Genomic DNA, 19,636 nt, shown 5'->3' with positions numbered 1-19,636 from the left:
CGCAGAATGAATCACTCAGTCATAGCACTCAGTGCTAGAGTATTTCTGTGGGCAGGATGCCCCGGCAGCCGCTGGCGGTTTATAAGAGCAGGCCGTTTGCACGCTTCCAGCGGAAAGCGCGTATATCCGATGCTGATTTACTGCAGGCAGCAAAGGCAGCCGAGCAGGGGCTGATCGATGCGGACCTCGGAGGCGGGGTCATCAAACAGCGAATCGCGCGGGCAGGAGAAGGGAAATCTGGCGGCTCCAGATCGATCATCTTCTTCCGGCGGGGTGACAGGCTGGTGTACGTCTATGGTTTCGAGAAGAAGGACCGGGCAAATATTCGTCTGGATGAGCTCGACGCCTTTCGAGAACTCGCACGAGTGGTACTTGGCTATACGGAGGCCGAAATCGCGCAGCGGGTGAGGGATGGTGCCTTGTTGCAAGTTGGACCTTCGGGGGAGGAAGGCAATGCCTAAGAAGTTTCGCAGCGATGCCATGGCAGCTGTGCACGAGGCTGCGGCGGATCTCTACCGTGTAGGAGGCATGGATCGTAAGACGATGCGGAAGTTCGATGCACTCTGCCTGACCCCGGTCCAGGAGATGACGCCGGCCCAGATTCGCGCACTGCGCGATAGGGAACAGGCGAGTCAGGCGGTCTTCGCAGCCTATCTGAACGTGACGCCAAGCCTGGTGAGTAAATGGGAGCGCGGCGAGAAGCGTCCGCAGGGCGCGTCGCTGAAGCTGCTTTCGCTGGTAGCGAAGAAGGGGCTGGAGGTCGTGGCGTAAAAAGCCGCGCGAAGCCCGTGCAGCGGTAGCGCCGCTGTTTCTATCCGGATACATCGGTCTTGAAAAATTCACTGCCTGCGCATTGACTCGTCGTCCCGACGGGGCTACTCTGAGCGCATCGTTACCCTTCGGCACAGCGGCGGAGTGCATCGGGATCGCGAGGAGGCCTGTCCGGCCTGTCTTCGATTTCGTTTCATGGCCACTCGCGCCTGCTCCCCGGCTGAAGGTTCTCTCTGCACCCATCCCCATCTAAAATCCACGGCGCCGGCAACGGCCCAACCCGGAGGGCATTTCTCCTTTTGACCAAAAAAGCGCTCGACATCACGCCGAACCTTGAGCCCCTTTTCGGGACCCGCGATGAAAACCTCAGGCTCATGGAGGACATGCTCCATGTGCGCATCGATCTCCAATCGGATGCCGTGGTGGTGGAGGGCGCGCCGCAGAACATCGTGCGGGTCGAGCGCATCTTTGCCGACTACGAGGCCATGTGCAAGGCGGGGCAGTGCCCCCAGGGCGCGGAGCTGCACAGCATGCTGCGGCTGGTCGTCGCCGATCCGGCGGTGTCGCTGCGCTCGCTCACGGAGAGCGGCAAGCAGCGTGCGGCGGGCGGCATCAAGCGCATGGTGCAGCCGCGGTCGATCAACCAGCGGCGCTACGTCGAGTCGATCGAGCAGAACGACATGGCCTTCGGGATCGGGCCGGCGGGCACCGGCAAGACGTACCTTGCCGTAGCCATGGCCGCCTCGGCGCTGCTGGCGAAGAAGGTCAGCCGCATCATCCTAGTGCGTCCGGCGGTCGAGGCCGGAGAGAAGCTGGGTTTCCTGCCCGGCAGCCTGCAGGAGAAGGTCGATCCCTACCTCCGTCCGCTCTATGACGCGCTCTATGACCTGCTCGAGCCGGAGCGCGTGGACCGTATGCTGGAGAAGAACATCATCGAGGTTGCGCCGCTGGCCTTCATGCGCGGACGCACGCTGAACGATGCCTTCGTCATCATGGATGAGGCGCAGAACACGACCAGCGAGCAGATGAAGATGTTCCTCACACGCCTGGGCAACAATTCCAAGGCCGTCATCACCGGGGACATTACGCAGATCGATCTCCCCAATCCGCGCAAATCCGGGCTGGTGGAGGCGATGTCGATCCTCGAGGGCGTGGACGGCATTGCTTTCACGCACTTTGAGAGCGGTGACGTGGTGCGTCACCAGCTGGTGCAGCGCATCATCCAGGCCTACGACAACTTCGGCCGTCAGCAGCCGGAGCTGCCGCTGCGCATGCCGGAAGGCGATGGCTCGAGCGCCTCGAAACCGCAGTAACGGTTTTGCTGTGGGGTATCCTCAAAAGGAGGGCTCAGTGCCCTCCTTTTGCTTTGTCTGCACGTGATGAGCCATTTCAGACCATGATCGACATCGACCCAGAGATAGAGGAGAAGTTCGGGCGGACCGCGCTCAAGCGGGCGCGGCTCACGCGCTTTCTGGCCGCCGCGCAGGCCGAGGCGCGCCTGAAGGGCGAAGTTTCCGTGCTGCTGACCGGCGATGCGGAGATTCGCCGCCTGAATCGCGACTATCGCAAGAAGGACAAGGCGACGGACGTGCTCTCTTTCCCGGCTGACGAGATGGGGCAGGCGATGGGCATTGCCGGTGATCTGGCGATCTCGGTCGAAACCGCCGCACGCGAGGCCGAATCGCGCGGGCATGCGCTGGTGATCGAGCTGGAAGTGCTGCTGCTGCATGGTGCGCTGCACCTGGCCGGATACGACCACGAGGTCGACGACGGCGAGATGGCGCGCAAGGAAGAGCGCCTGCGCAAGAAGCTAGGGCTGGAAGCAGGTCTGATCTTGCGGACCCTGGGTAAAGCGAAGCCTGCGGAGAAAAACACTTCACCTGTGAAGAAAAGCGCGAAGAAGGCGCCTGCAAAAAAGGCTGTTGCGAAGCAGGTCTCCGCGAAGAAAGTGGCAACGCATAAAGACTCCAGGAGCCGCGCGCGATGAGCCTCTGGACGGTGATCTCCATTGCGCTGCTGCTGCTTATTCTTACGCTGGCCTCGTATGTCAGTCGCCTCTACTCGGAGATGGGTAAGTTTCTCGCCGGTGAGTTCCAGGAGAATATCGACGCGTGGGAGCAGCACGTAGAGCCGCGTCTGCGTCTGGATCGTGACCACATTGCGCTCTCTGCGGCCATTCTTGCGCAGCTGGCGCTGGCCGGGCTCACGCTGATCTTCGGCATGCTGCTCTTCGACCGCAAGCCGAGCGATCACCTGACCGCGCCCGAGGTGCTGCAGGTTGGCCTGGGCGTGGTGATGATCGTCGTGATCTTCAACCAGGTGCTGCCATTCGTTTTCTTTACGCGCACGCGCGGTCTCTGGATCGTGCGCTGGCGGCATGTGCTGCGCGTGCTCTTCTACCTGATGATGCCGGCGACCCTCTTTCTCGGCTTCCTGCTTTCGATCGCCGCGCTGGCCGAGGCTCCGGCGCGCAAGGAAGAAGAGGCGACGACCGAGGCGGTGGAGGCGCTGCTCGAAGCCGGGCAGGAAGAGGGCATTCTGGAAGAGAGCGATCGCGACCTGGTGCGCTCTGCGGTGGAGTTTGGCGACAAGCTGGTGCGCGATGTGATGACGCCGCGTCCGGAGATTTTTGCCGTGCCCATGGAGACGATGCTGGCTGCGTTTCTCGAAATGCTGGTGAACGAGCCGTATTCACGCGTGCCGGTGTACGAGGGCTCGCTCGATCATGTGACGGGCATTGCCTTCGCGCATGACCTGCTGCGCATCCGCGACGAAGACGCGCTCACGCAGACGGTCGCAAGCATCGAGCGCACCGCGACCTTCACGCCTGAGACCAAGAAGGTGAACGAGCTGCTGCGCGAGATGCAGCGCGAGAAGCAGCACATGCGCATCGTGATCGATGAATACGGCGGCGTGGCCGGCCTGGTCACGATCGAAGACCTGATCGAAGAGCTGGTGGGCGCGATCCAGGACGAGCACGAGCAGGAAGACGATAAGGACGGCCCGGTGCGCGAGGCCGATGGCTCATGGACGGTGCCCGGATGGCTGCCCGTCGAGCAGATGGAAGAGCTGCTGGGCGAGGCGCTGGAGCTGCCCGAAGACTATGAGGCGACCACCGTGGCCGGCCTGGTGAGCGAATCCGCAGGACGGATTCCGCAGGCCGGCGAGGTGGTGGAAGAACACGGCCTGCGGTTCGAAATCCTCGAATCGACCGACCGCAGGATTGACCGGCTGCATGTCTCGCGCGTAGGCGCTGAGCAAACCAACGCAGCGGCAGAAGAAAAGGAAAAAGCATGAAGTTTCGATCGGGATTTGTATCGATCCTCGGACGCCCGAACGCGGGCAAGTCCACGCTGATGAACTCACTGGTGGGTGAGAAGGTGGCCATCGTCACGGCGAAGCCGCAGACCACGCGCAACCGCATTTACGGCATCGTGGAGGTGCCCGCGCGCAAGAAACAGCGGCCGGCTGCGCAGATTGTCTTCGTGGATACGCCGGGCGTGCACAAGCCGCATACCACGCTCGACAAGCGCATGATGCAGGAGGTGCACGACGCGCTCGAGACGCGCGATGCCGTGCTCCTGATGGTGGATGCGACGCGGCGGCTCGACCTGCCGGGCCTCGATCCGGAAGCCGAAGAGGGCGAGAGCCCGAATCTTGGCCTGACAATTACCTCAGCCGATGGCAAGCAGGTGACGCGCTCGGCGCCCAAGCGGCCGGGCGGACGCGAGGGGCAGAGCGAAGACGAATTTGTATTTGATTTGTTAAAGAAACTCGATTGCCCGGTCTTTTTGCTGCTCAACAAGATCGATCTCATCGAGCGTGCCAAGCTGCTGCCGCTCATCCAGCAGCTCTCGTCGCTGTATTCGTTCGCGGAAGTGATTCCGATCTCAGCGCGCAAGAAAGACGGGCTGGATCGGCTTATCGATCGCCTGGTGGCCGTGCTGCCTGAGGGCGAGCGCTATTTTCCGAAGGAGCAGTTCACCGACCAGCCCGAGCGTTTCCTCGTCGCCGAGCTGATCCGCGAGAAGATTCTCACCGAGACCGGCGAAGAGGTGCCGTACGCTTCGGCCGTGATCATCGAGCGCTTCGAAGAGCCGACAGCGGAAGAGCTGGAGCGGGCGTCGAAACCGGGCGCGAAGCTGCCGGTGACAAAGATTGCCGCGGCTATCTACTGCGAGCGCAGCGGGCAGAAGGCGATTCTGATCGGCAAGGGCGGAGCGAAGCTCAAGGCGATCGGCACGGCTGCGCGCAAGGAGATCGAATCGCTTCTGGGTACGCGTGTCTTCATGGAGCTGCATGTGATCGTCCGCGATAACTGGCGCGAGCAGCGCGGGTTCATCGAGACGCTGGATTGGCGGAATCAGCTGGAGCATTTGATTCCTAAAAATCAGGACGAGGAAGAGAACTAGGGTTTAGGGGATAGGGTGTAGCGGGTTCGTTCTGCTGCTTGCGGCTTCGCTTTTTCAAAGGGATTGTCATTCCGACCGAAGCGAGCCAAAGGCGAGCGAAGTGGAGGAACCTGCAGTTCTCCCTCACATGGGGCCTGGCAAGCCCGTTTGCAATGACAAGAGGTTAACGTGTTCAGTAAGATTCTGGGTCGCATCAAACGTGCAGAAGCAAAGCCTGAGGGTGCTCCCGGCGAGATGCCGTTCTCTGTGGTGCTGCTATTCCGGAAGTTTGTGTATCTCCCGAATGCCGATCTGCAGGCGGCGGCGGAGCGTGGCTGGGAGCGGCGTTTCGATGGCCAGGAAGATCCGTTGTTCGCGGTGACGGGCAAGCCGGGGATGCAGTTTGTGAAGGCCGGTCCGCACGTGATTGCGCTGCTCGAGGGCAACAAGGGCTACCTTGGCGCGCAGAAGGAAATGGCGAAGCAGCTGCGCAGTGAGCAGCAGGCCCGTGCGTGGCGTCAGCATCGAGGCTGGCTGGCGCTCGATCTCTGGAATCTCGAACTGCCCAAGGCGGAAGCCTACTCCACGCTCGCCCGGCTTGCGCTTCCCCTGCTTGCAATCCCGAAGATGAGCAAGAGCTGTGTTGGCGTGTATCTGCCCCGGGAGGGTGTCTTTGCGTTGAATGATGGGGCGGCGGTGGAAGGGTTGTCGCTTATGCTTCGGCAGGAGTTTGCTGGGTGATCCGCAAAATGTACCACTCAAGCCTTCTTTTTGGCCTGCGTAGGGTGCTCTTTCCTGCGCAAGCTTAGCTTGCGCAGGAAAGAGAAGCACGTTTTATTGGTCCGCGTAGATAGATTCGAACACGCCACGCATCTTTATCAGTACATTGAATGCGTCCTCTAGCGTCGTTGGCTTTTCGTGAAGCACATCATTTCCAGCCTTCGCGACTTCTTCTGCGAGCTTCCGAACGCTGCGGTCTAAACCGATCCCAGATTCAGCTTCGTCTAGTAGCCCCTTCATCTCAACGATCGTCTTCGTTGATTGATATCCCATACCCTCTTTTAGAGCCTGCTCTAATGCCGCTCGGCTTAGTGCGACTGACGCTTGCGGGAGACCTAGAATGTAGGTTCGAATTGCCTCTCGTAAATACGAGTTCGTGACCGCAGAGGGTGTTATCTGTATCTCTAATTTCGCGAGGCGTAATGTCCGGTCAACTTGAGAGGGGATAGCGTCTAGTGCCTCACGGGTGTAGAAGTTGTTTAAGGTGCCCGCGATCAATTCGTGGCCTTCGCTGTCACGTACAAGGACTTCAAGAGCCGCCAAACTCTTATCTACTCTGTCCGTGCGCGCCTTAATAATGTTTCGCGCAACCGCCTCTGTAAAGGCTCTGTCCTTCTCCGCCTGGGCTCGCTCTTCTGGCGTGAAGGCATCATCACGTGATTCGATTTGAGTGATTAAGAACTCAGAAGTACTAAGTTCGCGTTTCATCATTCCCGCCATTATGAGAAGGTTGAATAACAGCAGTATTTATACAGTATTCAGTGTGTCTGGATGGTCGCTTTATTCTTTTCTTGGCTTGAATGGTGTCGCGCTGTCCCGCCCAAGCGGAGCTTGGACGGGGCACCCTTATCCTCGCGTATAGAGAGAACTGCAGGTTCCTCCGCTGCGCTCGCCTTTGGCGAGCTTCGGTCGGAATGACAATTAGAGAGATAAGTTGTCCCGGTCGGAATGACAATGTGCGAGATACAGGCGCGGCGGTCGGGTGAGAGTGAAGAGTGTGCCGCCCCACTCAAGCCAACGGCGGGCTTGAATGGGCCGCCGTCAGTTTTTCTACACCCCACACCCTGTCCCCTACACCCTGTCTTGCTTACTGCTCCCGTACCACCACGCCCAGGGCTTTCATCTTGCGATATAAGTGGCTACGTTCCAGTCCCAGGGCTTCGGCGGCGCGGCTCATGTTGCCGTGGCATTCGTCAATCTTGCGCAGGATGTACTCGCGTTCGTAGGCTTCGCGCGCGTCCTGCAGGGTGCTGAACTCGTCCGTTTTGCGCGTGGCGCTGCGGTGGACGAGCATCGGCAGGTGTCTGCGCTCGATGCGGTTCGATTGCGGATGCAGGATGATGACGCGCTCGAGCACGTTCTTGAGCTCGCGCACGTTGCCTGGCCAGTGGTACTGCTTTAGCAGCTCCAGCGCGTCTTCGCCGATCTCGATTCTTGGCCGGCCGTACTCGCGCCCAAAGCTGCGCAGGAATTCCTTCGCCAGCACCGGGATATCTTCCTTGCGTTCGCGCAGCGGCGGCACATAGAACGGAATCACGTTGAGGCGATAGAAGAGATCTTCGCGGAAGTTGCCCTTGGCGATCTCTTCTTCGAGATTCTTGTTGGTCGCGGCGATCACGCGTGTGTCCACACTGATGGGCTGGGTTGCGCCCACCGGCACGAAGCTCTGCTCGTCGAGCGCGCGCAGCACCTTGGCCTGTGTCTTCAGGCTCATGTCGGCCACTTCGTCGAGGAAGAGCGTGCCGCCGTTGGCGCGTTCGAATGTCCCGCGCTTCTCGGCCGGTCCGCCGGGCATGGCGCCGTTGCGATAGCCGAACAGCTCGCTCTCGATGAAGTCTTCGGGGATGGCCGCGCAGTTCAGCTCGATGAAGACGCGGTCCTGGCGCGGGCTCTGTGCGTGGATGGCGCGCGCGATCAGCTCCTTGCCCGAGCCCGACTCGCCGAAGATGAGCACGCGGCCGTTGGTCGGCGCCATGAGCTTGATCTGCTGGCGCAGTGCCTTGGCCGGCACGCTTTCGCCGGTGATGGTGGTTTCGAGCGCGAACTGGCGCTTGAATTCGAGGTTCTCGTTGCGCAGCCGGTGTGCCTGGATGGCGTTCTTGATGACGATGAGCGTGCGCTCAAGGGAGAGCGGCTTCTCGAGGAAGTCAAAGGCGCCGAGCTTGGTGGCGCGTACCGCGGTCTCAATGGTCGCGTGGCCGGAGATGACAATCACTTCGGGCCGGTTCTCGGCTTCGAGCGTAGAGAGGTCGTTCAGCACCTCGAGGCCGTCGCGGTCCGGCAGCCAGACATCGAGCAGCATCACGTCATAGGTGGCATCGCGCAGCAGCACGAGTGCTTCCACGCCGCTCGGTGTGGAGGAGACGCCGTACCCCTCTTCGCGGAGGATTTCTTCGAGGAGCTGGCGGATTTCCGGTTCGTCGTCGACGACGAGGATGTGATTCATTCGCTCTCTTCCACAGGTGGCATGAGCAGTGTGCCATGTTCCGGCTTATGAGACAGATGCCCGTTGGATGCCTTGCCGTTGTGCTGGGCTGTGCCGTTTATCGGCGTGTTGTCCTGGCCGGCTACCTCGGCAAAGGGAAGATTCACGATGAAGCGCGCGCCGGCCGGGGTATTGTTCTCCGCCCGGATGGCGCCGTGGTGCTCCTGAATGACCTTGGCGGCGATGGAGAGACCAAGGCCGCTGCCGCGCTGCTTGGTGGAGAAGTAAGGCAGGAAGAGCCGCTCGCGGCTTTCCTCGGTGAGACCGTGGCCGGTGTCGGCCAGTACGATCTCCGCCATGGTGTGAGTCTCGTTGTAGCCGGTAGAGATGGAAAGCATGCGCAGCAGGCTGCGCTGCATGGCCTCCGCGGCATTGTCGATGAGGTTGGCGAGCGCGCGCTGCAGCGCCTGCGGATCGACCATCACCAGCGGCAGTGTCCGGTCCAGCCGCTGCTCGATGCGGATGTCCTGCAGGCGGCCGTGGAAGAGGGCAATGGCGTTCTCGACGATGAGGTTCAAGTCTTCGGGCCGGGGCTGCGCGGCAGGGAACTCGGCCAGCACGGCAAACTGATCGACGAGCGTGCGCATGGACTCGACCGAGGAGAGGATCACGTCGCTGCACTTGCGGATGACCGTTTCGCTATCCGGGCGGGGCTGGTCCATGTGGCGCCGGATGCGCTCGGCGGAGAGACCGATGGGCGTGAGCGGGTTCTTGATCTCGTGCGCCACGCGCTGGGCTACCTGCTTCCACGCCAGCTGACGCTGGGCACGCAGCAGCTCGGTCACGTCTTCGGTAACGAGAATGGAGCCTCGCCGCTGATAGCCGAGATCGAGGGCGGCAAGCGTCAGCGTGAGGCGCAGCGGGCCGTCGGGCCGTGCCAGCTCGAACTCGTTGGCGGCGATGCCCATGCGCTGGGCGCGGCGCTCGAGCAATGCAATCTCGGCGGTAAGCTCGGCCGGCAGAACAGCGTTCAGGGGCGTGCCGGCCAGGGCATCGTTGCCGGGCAGGTCGAAGAGGTCGAGAAAGGCGCGGTTGGCCTGGGCGATGCGCAGCCCGGTATCGAGAGTGACGACGCCGCTGGGGATGGTTTCGAGAATGGTTTCGAGCTCGCGGCGACGGGTTTCCAGAGAAAGATTGGCCGCGGAGAGCTGTTCGGCCGAGCTTTGGGCCAGGTTGCGGTTCTGCTCGAGATCGGCGGCCATGTGATTAAACGAGCGCACCAGCTCACCCAGTTCCTCGGTGGCGGAGACGGTGACGCGGCGCTCGTACTGGCCCTCGGCAATCTCGTTCATGGCGTCGGCCAGTGCTTCGACGGTGCGTGTGATCTGCTTCGAGAGGTAAAGCGCCAGCCAGCTGGAGGCAAAGAAGATCAGCGCCGTCAGCATGAGCAGCAGCAGCAGGTAGGTGAGCCGGATGGTGCGGCGGGTGCGATAGATGGACCAGTACTGCGTGGAGCCGCGGCTGATCTCGGTGACGGCCTGGTCGAGGCCCGAGGGCATGGGCAGCCCGACGACGATCATGCCATCCTGCCCGAGCGTGGCCATGCCTACGGTGTACCGGCCGTCTCCGATCGAGAGCACCGGCTCATCGGTCCTGTGGGCGGTTTGCAGGACGACGGCGGGCAGCGGGTCGGCCGGCGTCTCGCTGGAGCTGTCCTCGGAAGAGTCGAGGGAGGTATCGAGCCAGGAACGCACGGTGACCGGTCCGCTCGACGAGGGCACGTCGTAGCTGGCGATGGCGCTGCTGTCCCGGTAGACGATGGCGAAACCGCCCTGCAGCGTGATGCGGTGGCTGCGGATCTCCTCCACCATCGCCTGCCGGTCGGAGGCCTGCCAGGCCGTCTCGAAGCTTGGAGAGCGGGTCAGCGATTCGGCTTCGGCGCGGGCATTGAGGCTGACGTACTGCGCCAGGCTCAGGGCGATGCGGGTGGAGTTTTCGCGGATCTCGGCTACCGGCTGCGAGAACCAGCGATCGATGGAGCGGTTCATCAGCAGGTAGCTGAAGGCGAACATGACCGCCGCCGGAGCGATGGAGATCAGCAGCGCGCCGACGATCATGCGCGTGCGCAGACGCGAGCCGAGCACCCGGCTGCGCTGGTCGGCCAGCAGCTTGAGGATGTTGCGCAGCAGCAGAACCAGCAGCGTGACGAAGAGCAGGAAAATGAGGATGGAAAGCGCGCTGAAGACCAGGATCTGCACCGTGGAGCTGGGGTGCAGAAAGCCCAGGTGAAAGGCATTCAGGCCGCTGATGAGCAGCAGGAGGAGGAAGGTGGCCGAGGCCAGCACCACGATGGTGGCCCGGCGATGTTTCGCTTCGCCCAAAGAGTTCTCCAGGTCGTCTTCCGATCAGGCTTCATTATAGGCGCGGTATAAAACAGCGCCGGATGCGGCGCGGGAGGGGCCGGTGTTTGCCCCGGAAGGATTTTTGTGTCGATTTTGCGCCACTTCCTGGCTGGAAGTGGCATCATATTGGGCGTTATGACTATGCATACGCTTTCGCGGAAGCTCTTCCCCGTTGCCCTGGCCAGCGTGCTGTTGGTCTCGGGCTGCAAGAAGCAGGATCAGCAGGCCAGCACGACTCCGGCCACCACCCCCGCCAGCACTCCGGCCCCGGCAGCTTCGACCCCGGACAATTCGGCTTCGGCGCCGGCGGCAACCCCGGCTGCTCCGGCAGCGAGCACAAGCACGGCAGCACCTGCTCCCGCGCCTGCCCCAGCACCGGCTCCTGCTCCGGAAGCTGCAGCCCCGGCGCCCGCGCCGGCAGCAGCGGCTGCTCCGGCACCGCCTCCGCCGGTGGTGATCCCGGCCGGCTCGCACATTGCCGTGACGCTGCGCAATGCGGTGGGCTCGAAGATCAGCCAGCCCGGCGATACCTTTACCGCGACTGTCGCCTCGCCGGTGACCGTGGGCGGGCAGACCATCATCCGCGCCGGCTCGACGGCGACCGGCACGGTGGTGGACGCGAAGCCGCTCGGCCGCTTCAAGGGCGGAGCCGTGCTTTCGCTGCGTCTGGATACGGTGCGCGCGCAGGGCGCGACCTACCAGGTTGCGTCGAGCACCATCGAGCGTGTGGAGCAGGGTAAGGGCAAGCGGACGGCCGGCTTTGTCGGCGGCGGCGCTGGCCTGGGTGCGATCATCGGCGGCCTGGCGGGCGGCGGCAAGGGCGCGCTGATCGGCGGCCTGGCCGGTGCCGGCGCAGGCACGGCGGGCGCAGGTCTCACCGGCAAGAAGGACATCGTGATCCCGGCTGAGTCTACCCTCACCTTCCGCCTGCAGCGTTCGGTGAGCGTCAGCCAGCAGTAAGGCGCTCTCGAGAGGTACAAGAAAAGGCGTGGCCCGCGGGCCACGCCTTTTTGCGTACTCAGGAAACTCCGGGTGGCCCACTCAAGCCAGCTGCGGGCTTGAGTGGGCCACCGGCCTTGCTACACCCTATCCCCTACACCCTAGACTTACGCCAGCAGTTCGCGCACCGGCTTCCAGGGTTTCTGCTGCGAGGCCGCGACCGGCTCGCAGGTGATGGTGCCGTCGTAGGTGTTCACACCGTCGCGGATGCCGTCATCCTCGAGAATTGCGGCCTTCGCGCCCTTCTGCGCCAGCTTGAGGACGTAGGGGAAGGTGGCGTTGGTGAGCGCGAGTGTGGAGGTGTTCGGCACCGCCGCCGGCATGTTCGTGACGCAGTAGTGCACCACGCCGTCGACCTCGTAAGCCGGGTTCGAGTGCGTGGTCGGCTTGGCGGTTTCGATGCAGCCGCCCTGGTCGATGGCCACGTCGACGATGACCGCGCCCTTCTTCATCTTCGAAACCATGGCGCGGGTCACGATCTTCGGGGCCGCGGCGCCGGGGATCAGTACGCCGCCGATGACCAGATCGGCCTCAGAGGTGGCGCGGGCGATGTTGTAGGAGTTCGAAGCCAGCGTGAAGAGCTTGCCGCCGAAGATGTCGTCGAGCTCGCGGAGGCGATTGAGGTTCAGGTCGACGATGGTGACCTTCGCGCCCATGCCCACCGCGATCTTGGCCGCATTGGTGCCCACGATGCCGCCGCCGATGATGCAGACATTGGCCGGAGGCACGCCCGGGACGCCGCCCAGCAGCACGCCGCGGCCGCCCTTTTCCTTCTCAAGATAGGCAGCGCCGACCTGCACGGACATGCGGCCTGCGACTTCGGACATCGGAGTGAGCAGCGGCAGCGTGTTGGCGCGGTCGCGGATGGTCTCATACGCGATGCCGGTGACCTTCTTGGTCAGCAGCTTGTCGGTGAGTTCGGGCAGCGGAGCCAGGTGGAGATAGGTGAAAAGCGTGAGCCCCTCGCGGAAGTGGCCGTACTCTTTTTCGACCGGCTCCTTGACCTTGACGACCATGTCGGCCAGGCCCCATACATTGTGGGCCGAGCCGACGATTTCGGCTCCGGCAGCCTGGTATTCGTCGTCGGGGAAAGCGGAAAGTTCACCGGCGTGGGTTTCGACCAGCACCTTGTGACCGGCGTCGGACAACGCCTTGACGCCGGCCGGCGTAATGCCGACGCGGCTCTCGTGATCCTTAACTTCCTTCGGTACTCCAATGATCATGCAGACTCCTCACAGACCAACCCTCCATCCTACCGTAAGAGGATGACGCGCAGGGCCTTTGTCTTCGCTCCCGCCGGTCGCGGTGGCGGCTGAATGGTCATTCCGACCGGAGCGTAGCGAAGTGGAGGAACCTGCAGTTTGTTTTCCTCTAAGGAGCCGCCGGTGTTGAAGAGGCAACCGCAGGTCCCTCCGCTACGCGAGACGATGAAGCTGTCTCGCTCCGGTCGGGATGACAACGGGAAAAAAGCAAAGGCCATCGCCGCTGGACGCAAGGATGGCTTCCATTACGCCGCTTCCATCATGGCCAGATCCTGTGCTTCCTTGCTGTGATCCTCAATGCCGAGCAGATTGAGGATGGGGGTGGTGATCATCGTTGTCACCAGCGCCATGACGACCAGCATGGTGAAGAGCGTCGGCGAGAAGACGTGCGCGTTGTAGGCGATGTTGAGCACCACCAGCTCCACCAGCCCGCGTGTATTGAGCAGCGCGCCGAGCGCGGCGGCATTGCGCCACGACTGTCCGGTCCAGCGGGCTGCCAGGATGGCGCCTCCCATCTTGCCGGCGACGGCGACCAGCAGCACCAGGCCGGTCCAGAGCCAGATGCGGCCTTCGCTCAGCAGGTCGAGCCGGGTGCGCATGCCGGTGACGGCGAAGAAGAGCGGCAGCAGCAGGATGGAGACGATCGTGTCGAGCCGGGTGCGCACCGCATGCTGCCAATGGGGGATGCGCGGAAAGCATACCCCGGCGAGGAAGGCGCCGAAGAGCGGATGCACGCCGATAGCCTCGGTGGCCGCAGCCGAGCCGAGCACCACAGCGACGATCAGGCCCAGCAGCTCATAGGATAGGGCGATGGAGTTCTGGCGCCGGACCAGCCATGCACCCAGCGGCCGCACCACGCCGAGCATGACGGCGAGGTAGCCCGCGAGCCAGAGCAGCCGCCATCCTAAGGGCGTGGAGTGACCCGCTTCAGGCAGCAGCGTGAGGGCGATAGCCAGCAGCGACCAGGCGCAGACATCGTCGACGGCGGCGCACATCAGCGCCGTGGTGCCGAGCGAGGTCGATTGCATGCGGCGCTCTTCGAGGATGCGCGCGAGCACCGGGAAGGCCGTGATGCTCATCGAGATGCCGAGAAAAAGAACGAAGGGGATGCGGCCGATTCCGGTCGGAGCGAAACGGATACGCAGAGAATGCGCGGCCAGGGCTGCCAGCACGAAAGGGATCAAGATGCTCATGCCGCTGGCCAGCGTAGCCGTGGCCTTCTGCCTGCGGAGATGCTCGTAGTCGAGCTCGGAGCCGATGAGGAAAAGGAACAGAACCAGTCCGATGGTGCTGATGGTCTCAAATGAACCGAGCGAGGGCAGCGGAAACAGAGCTGCCGAGGCATGCGGAGCGAGACGTCCGAAGACCGAGGGCCCGAGCAGAATGCCGCCGATGATTTCGCCGATAACGCGGGACTGACCGAGCTTGCGTGCCAGCCATCCACAGAACAGGGCGGTGAGCAGTACCGTGGCCATCTGGATGAGGAGCAGGGTCATGGAGATCTCCGGGGTTGGGCTGGGGGTTTCAACCTTAGATGCGGATTCTAGTGGGAAATCCCGGGATTTCGAAATTATTGGAAGCGAGTTTTCGGAAGGATTCCCGAGGAGGAATGATCCTCATCGGGCGAACTTGCGGACGCTAAAGGAAATAGGCAATCCGATGACGACCATGTGCACGAGCAGCCCTTGGATGAGCTCGTGGAGGCTGTAGGGTCCTCGAGCGTGCAGGGCTGAAAGAGGCAGGACGATCAGGCTCATCACCTCCTGGACGGCCGCGCCGTAGATCAGGCCGCAGAGGAGCGGGTACTCAACGAGGAAGCGAAGGCGGCGGCTGACCGCGTAGTAGAAGGCGGCAAAGGAGAACGCGATGAAGAAGTGGAGGAAGACGCCGAGCAGGTAGATGGCGGCGCCTCCCTGATCGGCACGCGCGCCGATCAGGCCTCTGGCGATCGAGAGTGGAATGTCCCAGCCGAAGAGGATGCAGGCCTGGGTGAGGTCGATGGCGCCGGCGACGAGGCCGCCGATGGCGATGGCTGTTACGGCGTGATTCCTGGTGAGAGCGGGAACGGAGTCCGGGGTCATGCAATTCCTTCCAGTGGAGTGTCAGGGGACGCCGGGAGCCTCTGTTCTGGACCTGGCCGTCGCGGTTTACCATAGCCACGAAGGTCGGGCGAAGTCCTGAATCGCAACTGAAATAGCCTGAAAACTTCTGAAAGATGGTTCGGGAAGATGGTTTTGGGCTCGGCCCCGCATATGCTTCGCATTGGCTCCTGGTGTGTCGATCCATCGAAAGGCCTGATCTCGCGGGACGGCGAGCACGTCCGGCTGGAGGCGCGGGGAATGCGCCTGCTGCTCTACCTGGCGGAGCATCCGGGCGAGGTGGTGAGCACGGACGACCTGCTCAGCCATGTTTGGTCCGGGGTCGCGGTCACACAGGATTCGGTCTATCAGGCCGTGGCGTCGCTGCGGCGACTGCTGGGGGATGATCCGAAGCAGCCCGCATACATTGCGACCGTGCCACGGCTCGGCTACCGGCTGGTCGCCGAAGTTGCCTCCTGCACGGAGGCCCAGCCGGTAGCGGCAGCGCCTTTGGCCGCGGCTCCGAAACATCGCCGGAAGTTTTTGTGGATTGTCGCCCTGGCTGCGGTCGCCTGCGTGGCGAATCTGTGGGTGCTCTCGCGGATCCATGCACATATGCCCCGGAATGGCCCGACCGGGAATAGCGCGACGGGGAATGGTGCGAATGGGAGCGCCGTCGCACCGGCGCAGCAGTCGGTTGCCGTACTGCCGTTTCTCGACCTGACGCCGGGGATGAAAGAGGGCGAATTCACCGACGGCATGACCGAGGAGCTGATCGATCGGTTGAGCCGGGTTCCGGGATTGAAGGTGCCGCCACCAACCTCAAGCTTTTATTTCAAGGACAAGCAGGTGCCGCTGGCCGAGATGGCGCGCTCGCTGGGCGTGGCGTATGTAGTGGATGGCAGTGTGCGTGAGTCGGGCGGGCAGCTGCGGGTCGCGGTGCGGCTGGTCGAGGTAAAGAGCGGCTACGTGATCTGGACCGATACATACAACAGCCCGTTTCCCGATGTGCTCGCGGTGCAGGACAAGATTGCCGGTTCAGTGACCAGGGCGCTGCTGCCATCGCTGCATGTTGGAGCAGAAACACCCAAACTATAAGTACGCCAGGGCGCTGCAATGCGCCCTGGCGTCTGTTGCATGGTTTAATCCGCGTTGTCGATCTGCGCCCGCTGCAGGGTGTCGGAGTAGTCGACGTAGACCGCCTTCCATGTGGTGTAGAAGTCGAGCGCGCCGGTGCCGCCCTCGCGGTGTCCGTTGCCGGTCTGCTTCACGCCGCCGAAGGGCAGGTGGACCTCGGCGCCGATGGTCGGAGCGTTGATATAGGTAATGCCCGCTTCGAGATCGCGCATGGCCTGGAAGGCCTTGTTCACGTCCTTCGAATAAAGCGCGGTCGAGAGGCCGTACTGGATGCCGTTGGCGGCCTCGAGTGCCTCTTCAAAGCTTTCGACCTCGATCAGGCTGACGACCGGGCCGAAGACCTCCTCCTGGGCGATGCGCATCTTCGGCTTCACGCCGCCGAAGACTGTGGGCGCGAAAAAGTGGCCCTTGTCGTAGCTGCCGTCCTCGAGCACGCTGCCGCCGGTGAGCAGCTTCGCGCCTTCCTTCTGCGCAATCTCGCAGTAGCGGATCGAGGTTTCGATCTGCTGCTGGTTCACCTGCGGGCCCATCTGCGTGTGTTCATCGAGGCCGTCGCCGACCTTGAGCGCGTCCACGCGGGCAACGAGCTTCTTCGTGAACTCGGCGGCGATCTTTTTATGCAGAATGATGCGGCTGGTGGCGGTGCAGCGCTGGCCGGTGGTGCCGAAGGCTCCCCAGAGCGCGCCCTCGATAGCGAGATCGAGGTTGGCGTCCTCAAGCACGATCATGGCGTTCTTACCGCCCATCTCGAGCGAGCAGGGTTTGAAGTTGGCCGCTGCCGTCTGGCCGACGATGCGGCCGACCTCGGACGATCCGGTGAAAGAGATGGCGCGGACGCCGGGGTGCGCGACCAGCGGCGCGCCTGCGTCGGGGCCGAAGCCGGTGACGATGTTGACCACGCCTGGAGGCAGTCCGGCCTCGGTGAGGCACTCGACGAGGTTATAGGTGGAAAGGGGCGTGTCTTCCGCCGGCTTGATGACGCAGGTGTTGCCGCAGACCAGCGCCGGGAAGAGCTTCCAGGAGGGGATGGCCATGGGGAAGTTCCAGGGCGCGATCATGCCCACGACGCCGACCGGCATGCGCACCGACATGGCGAACTTCGACTTGAGCTCGGAGGGGGTGGTTTGGCCGAAGAGGCGGCGGCCTTCACCGGCCATGTAGTAGGCGGTGTCGATGGCCTCCTGCACGTCGCCGCGCGTCTCGCTCAGCACCTTGCCCATTTCGCGGGTCATCTCGCGGGCGTAGCTCTCCTTGCGCTCGGCCAGCAGTTCGCCGCAGCGGTAGAGGATTTCGGCGCGCTTGGGCGCGGGGACGAGCCGCCATGTCTTGTAGGCTTCGGCGGCAGCCGCCACGGCGTCGTCGATGTCCTTGGCGCCGGATGCCTGGAATTCGCCGATGACGTCGTCGGAGTTGGCCGGATTGATGTTCAGGAAGGTTTTGCCGGTGTGGCTCGCGACCATGTGGCCGCCGATCAGATTCTTGTAAAGCGTGTGGGACACGGAACTCTCCTCTGGGCGAAACACTTCAGCATACCCAAGGAGGCGCATTGTGTCCTGCCGGGCCGCATGGCGCAGGGGTAAAAGCCTGTCCCGAGAGGGCAGTTTCAGCATGGGAATCGCCGGATGTGATTGATAGAACCGCTGTTCTGGACGAAAACAGGGCGATCAGCATGGATAGATGGCAGGTTTTTGATTGACAGGCGAGGATGGCGGGAGCACGATGAAAACATAAAGCCCGGGTAGCAGGTTGCCGCCTGCAACCCGGGGCTAGTCTTTCCGGGTCAGGAGTGAAACTCGTGCCAGGCCAAGGCACAAGTCTTCACCACAACCCACACGGCCTTAGCCCAGGCTGCTACCTGAGCGGGCCAACGGTTGGACGACGATGCTCTTTTCATCGTGGTCTCCAGAGGTAAGCGAAAGCCCCGGTGCTCTCCGGGGCTTTCGCCGTTTTAGCGGCACGACTTCCGCCGCTGCCTCATCATCCGCTTCGCCGGCGGGCTGTCCAAAGGTACGGAAGTTACTTGCAGGCGCGTTTCATCTCTGCATGGGAACGAGATTTGAGCACGGCGATCGCACTACATAAAGCTTCTTCTCTATGCCGACGGACATCTCGTATCGCTGCGGAAAATACATGCATGCAGCCCTCATGAAGAGCGGTTGCGAGTCACGTGCATCGCAGCAGGTGCGAAATACCCAGAGAAATCGCACCTTTCCGCGTATGTGCGTGCGATTCGCTTACAATTGTTTTTGGGTCCAGTCTCCTCGGAAGTCAGCATCCTCATGTCATCGAATGGTTTTCAGTCGCGTTCTTCGCGGGCACACGGTGTGCGCTCGCTGTTCAGTGTTTTCTCCAGTGACCTCGCCATTGATCTGGGCACGGCCAACACCCTGGTCTATGCGGCCAACAAGGGTATTGTCGTCAACGAGCCCTCGATCGTAGCTATCAACAAGAACACCGGTGAGGTCGAGGCTGTCGGCAAGGAAGCCAAGGAGATGCTGGGCCGCACCCCGGGCAACATCGTGGCCATCAAGCCGATGAAGGACGGCGTCATCGCCGACTTCAAGGTCACCGAGAAAATGCTGAACTACTTCATCCAGAAGGCCCACAACCGCAAGATGATGGTGCATCCGCGCATCGTGATCGGCGTGCCTTCGGAGATCACCCAGGTGGAAAAGCGCGCGGTCGAAGACTCGGCCTACCGCGCCAAGGCGAGCGAGGTGTTCCTCGTTGAGCAGGCCATGGTCGCCGCCATCGGCGCGGGTCTGCCCATCACCGAGCCCTCGGGCAACATGGTGGTCGATATCGGCGGTGGTACCACCGACATCGCGGTGATCTCGCTCTCCGGCATCGTCTACTCGCGCTCGGTCCGCATGGCCGGCAACCAGATGGACGAGTCTATCATGAACTACCTGAAGCGGAAATATAACCTGCTCATCGGTGAGCGCACCGCCGAGCAGATCAAGATCGAGATCGGCTCCGCCTATCCGCTCGAGAAGCCGCTGACCATGGAGATCAAGGGCCGCAACCTCATCGAGGGCGTGCCGAAGACCATCACCATCGAGGACTCGGAAATCCGCGAGGCGCTGGGCGAGTCGATTGCCACGATCATGAACGCCATTCGCGTAGCGCTGGAACGCACCCCGCCCGAGCTTTCGGCCGACATCAGCGATCGCGGCATCGTGCTGACCGGAGGCGGCGCGCTCATCAAGAATCTCGACAAGCGCATCCGCGAGGAAACCGGGCTGCCGGTTTCGATCGCCGACGACCCGCTGGCCAGTGTTGTGCTTGGTACCGGCAAGATGCTGAGCGACTTCCGCCTGCTGCGCAAGATCAAGATCGACTAGCATTGAGAGGAGCGGCCCCGGCGGAAGCAGCGCGGGGCCTGCTCCAG

17 protein-coding genes are annotated in these 19,636 nt (G+C 62.6%); 10 read left to right on the top strand and 7 right to left on the bottom strand.

Going from position 1 to position 19,636, the window contains the following annotated elements; translation table 11 throughout:
• Positions 1 to 56 precede the first annotated feature (56 nt).
• From ESZ00_RS04370 to ESZ00_RS04340, 7 genes are all read left to right on the top strand, one after another.
• Positions 57 to 461 (top strand): type II toxin-antitoxin system RelE/ParE family toxin, encoded by a 405-nt coding sequence (locus ESZ00_RS04370; protein ID WP_129206938.1) that lies wholly within the window; start codon positions 57 to 59, stop codon positions 459 to 461.
• Positions 454 to 771 (top strand): helix-turn-helix domain-containing protein, encoded by a 318-nt coding sequence (locus tag ESZ00_RS04365; protein WP_129206937.1) that lies wholly within the window; start codon positions 454 to 456, stop codon positions 769 to 771. The genes ESZ00_RS04370 and ESZ00_RS04365 overlap by 8 nt, the downstream gene beginning before the upstream one ends.
• 299 nt (positions 772 to 1,070) lie before the next feature.
• On the top strand, positions 1,071 to 2,084 hold the full coding sequence (locus ESZ00_RS04360; RefSeq protein WP_129206936.1) for a PhoH family protein: 1,014 nt from the start codon (positions 1,071 to 1,073) through the stop codon (positions 2,082 to 2,084).
• Positions 2,085 to 2,167: 83 nt separating this feature from the next.
• Positions 2,168 to 2,758, top strand: coding sequence for an rRNA maturation RNase YbeY (ybeY, locus tag ESZ00_RS04355; RefSeq protein ID WP_129206935.1), 591 nt, complete (start codon positions 2,168 to 2,170; stop codon positions 2,756 to 2,758).
• The gene (locus ESZ00_RS04350; RefSeq protein WP_129206934.1) at positions 2,755 to 4,068 is read left to right on the top strand and encodes a hemolysin family protein; all 1,314 of its coding nucleotides are present in this window, start codon (positions 2,755 to 2,757) and stop codon (positions 4,066 to 4,068) included. The genes ybeY and ESZ00_RS04350 overlap by 4 nt, the downstream gene beginning before the upstream one ends.
• The gene (era, locus tag ESZ00_RS04345) at positions 4,065 to 5,183 is read left to right on the top strand and encodes a GTPase Era (RefSeq protein ID WP_129206933.1); all 1,119 of its coding nucleotides are present in this window, start codon (positions 4,065 to 4,067) and stop codon (positions 5,181 to 5,183) included. Before ESZ00_RS04350 ends, era begins: the two co-directional genes overlap by 4 nt.
• Before the next feature lie 168 nt (positions 5,184 to 5,351).
• Complete coding sequence (locus tag ESZ00_RS04340; protein WP_129206932.1) at positions 5,352 to 5,903, top strand: hypothetical protein; 552 nt, start codon at positions 5,352 to 5,354, stop codon at positions 5,901 to 5,903.
• A gap of 93 nt (positions 5,904 to 5,996) precedes the next feature.
• On the opposite strand, the gene ESZ00_RS04335 is transcribed toward ESZ00_RS04340, so the two are convergent.
• The 3 genes from ESZ00_RS04335 to ESZ00_RS04325 form a co-directional block, all read right to left on the bottom strand.
• Positions 5,997 to 6,653, bottom strand: coding sequence for a DUF4145 domain-containing protein (locus ESZ00_RS04335; protein ID WP_164981340.1), 657 nt, complete (start codon positions 6,651 to 6,653; stop codon positions 5,997 to 5,999).
• Positions 6,654 to 7,029: 376 nt separating this feature from the next.
• Positions 7,030 to 8,388 carry a sigma-54-dependent transcriptional regulator gene (locus ESZ00_RS04330; RefSeq protein WP_129206930.1) on the bottom strand — a complete coding sequence of 453 codons (1,359 nt, stop codon included), beginning with the start codon at positions 8,386 to 8,388 and terminating at the stop codon, positions 7,030 to 7,032.
• Positions 8,385 to 10,748 carry a sensor histidine kinase gene (locus ESZ00_RS04325; protein WP_229740951.1) on the bottom strand — a complete coding sequence of 788 codons (2,364 nt, stop codon included), beginning with the start codon at positions 10,746 to 10,748 and terminating at the stop codon, positions 8,385 to 8,387. Before ESZ00_RS04325 ends, ESZ00_RS04330 begins: the two co-directional genes overlap by 4 nt.
• Positions 10,749 to 10,904: 156 nt before the next feature.
• Here ESZ00_RS04325 and ESZ00_RS20200 point away from each other — a divergent pair, with 156 nt between their 5' ends.
• The gene (locus ESZ00_RS20200; protein WP_188590830.1) at positions 10,905 to 11,729 is read left to right on the top strand and encodes a hypothetical protein; all 825 of its coding nucleotides are present in this window, start codon (positions 10,905 to 10,907) and stop codon (positions 11,727 to 11,729) included.
• 146 nt (positions 11,730 to 11,875) lie between these two features.
• Here ESZ00_RS20200 and ald read toward each other — a convergent pair whose 3' ends face one another.
• From ald to ESZ00_RS04300, 3 genes are all read right to left on the bottom strand, one after another.
• Positions 11,876 to 12,991: an alanine dehydrogenase gene (gene ald / locus ESZ00_RS04310; RefSeq protein ID WP_129206927.1), complete on the bottom strand. Its 1,116-nt coding sequence runs from the start codon at positions 12,989 to 12,991 to the stop codon at positions 11,876 to 11,878.
• Positions 12,992 to 13,275: 284 nt separating this feature from the next.
• Positions 13,276 to 14,526, bottom strand: a complete 1,251-nt coding sequence (locus ESZ00_RS04305) for a cation:proton antiporter domain-containing protein (RefSeq protein ID WP_129206926.1) — start codon at positions 14,524 to 14,526, stop codon at positions 13,276 to 13,278.
• A gap of 120 nt (positions 14,527 to 14,646) precedes the next feature.
• Positions 14,647 to 15,111: a hypothetical protein gene (locus ESZ00_RS04300; protein WP_129206925.1), complete on the bottom strand. Its 465-nt coding sequence runs from the start codon at positions 15,109 to 15,111 to the stop codon at positions 14,647 to 14,649.
• A gap of 147 nt (positions 15,112 to 15,258) precedes the next feature.
• On the opposite strand from ESZ00_RS04300, the gene ESZ00_RS04295 reads away from it, so the two are divergent.
• Positions 15,259 to 16,206, top strand: a complete 948-nt coding sequence (locus tag ESZ00_RS04295) for a winged helix-turn-helix domain-containing protein (RefSeq protein ID WP_308419040.1) — start codon at positions 15,259 to 15,261, stop codon at positions 16,204 to 16,206.
• A gap of 44 nt (positions 16,207 to 16,250) precedes the next feature.
• Here ESZ00_RS04295 and ESZ00_RS04290 read toward each other — a convergent pair whose 3' ends face one another.
• Entirely contained in the window at positions 16,251 to 17,744 is a 1,494-nt protein-coding gene (locus ESZ00_RS04290; protein WP_229740949.1) for an aldehyde dehydrogenase family protein, read from the bottom strand.
• A 780-nt stretch (positions 17,745 to 18,524) separates the two neighbouring features.
• Here ESZ00_RS04290 and ESZ00_RS04285 point away from each other — a divergent pair.
• Positions 18,525 to 19,589 (top strand): rod shape-determining protein, encoded by a 1,065-nt coding sequence (locus ESZ00_RS04285; protein WP_129206922.1) that lies wholly within the window; start codon positions 18,525 to 18,527, stop codon positions 19,587 to 19,589.
• Positions 19,590 to 19,636: the final 47 nt, after the last annotated feature.

This window comes from Silvibacterium dinghuense, assembly GCF_004123295.1.
Taxonomy (GTDB): domain Bacteria; phylum Acidobacteriota; class Terriglobia; order Terriglobales; family Acidobacteriaceae; genus Silvibacterium; species Silvibacterium dinghuense.
The sequence above is the reverse complement of the archived record's forward strand: the minus strand, read 5'-3'. Positions and strand labels throughout refer to the sequence as shown.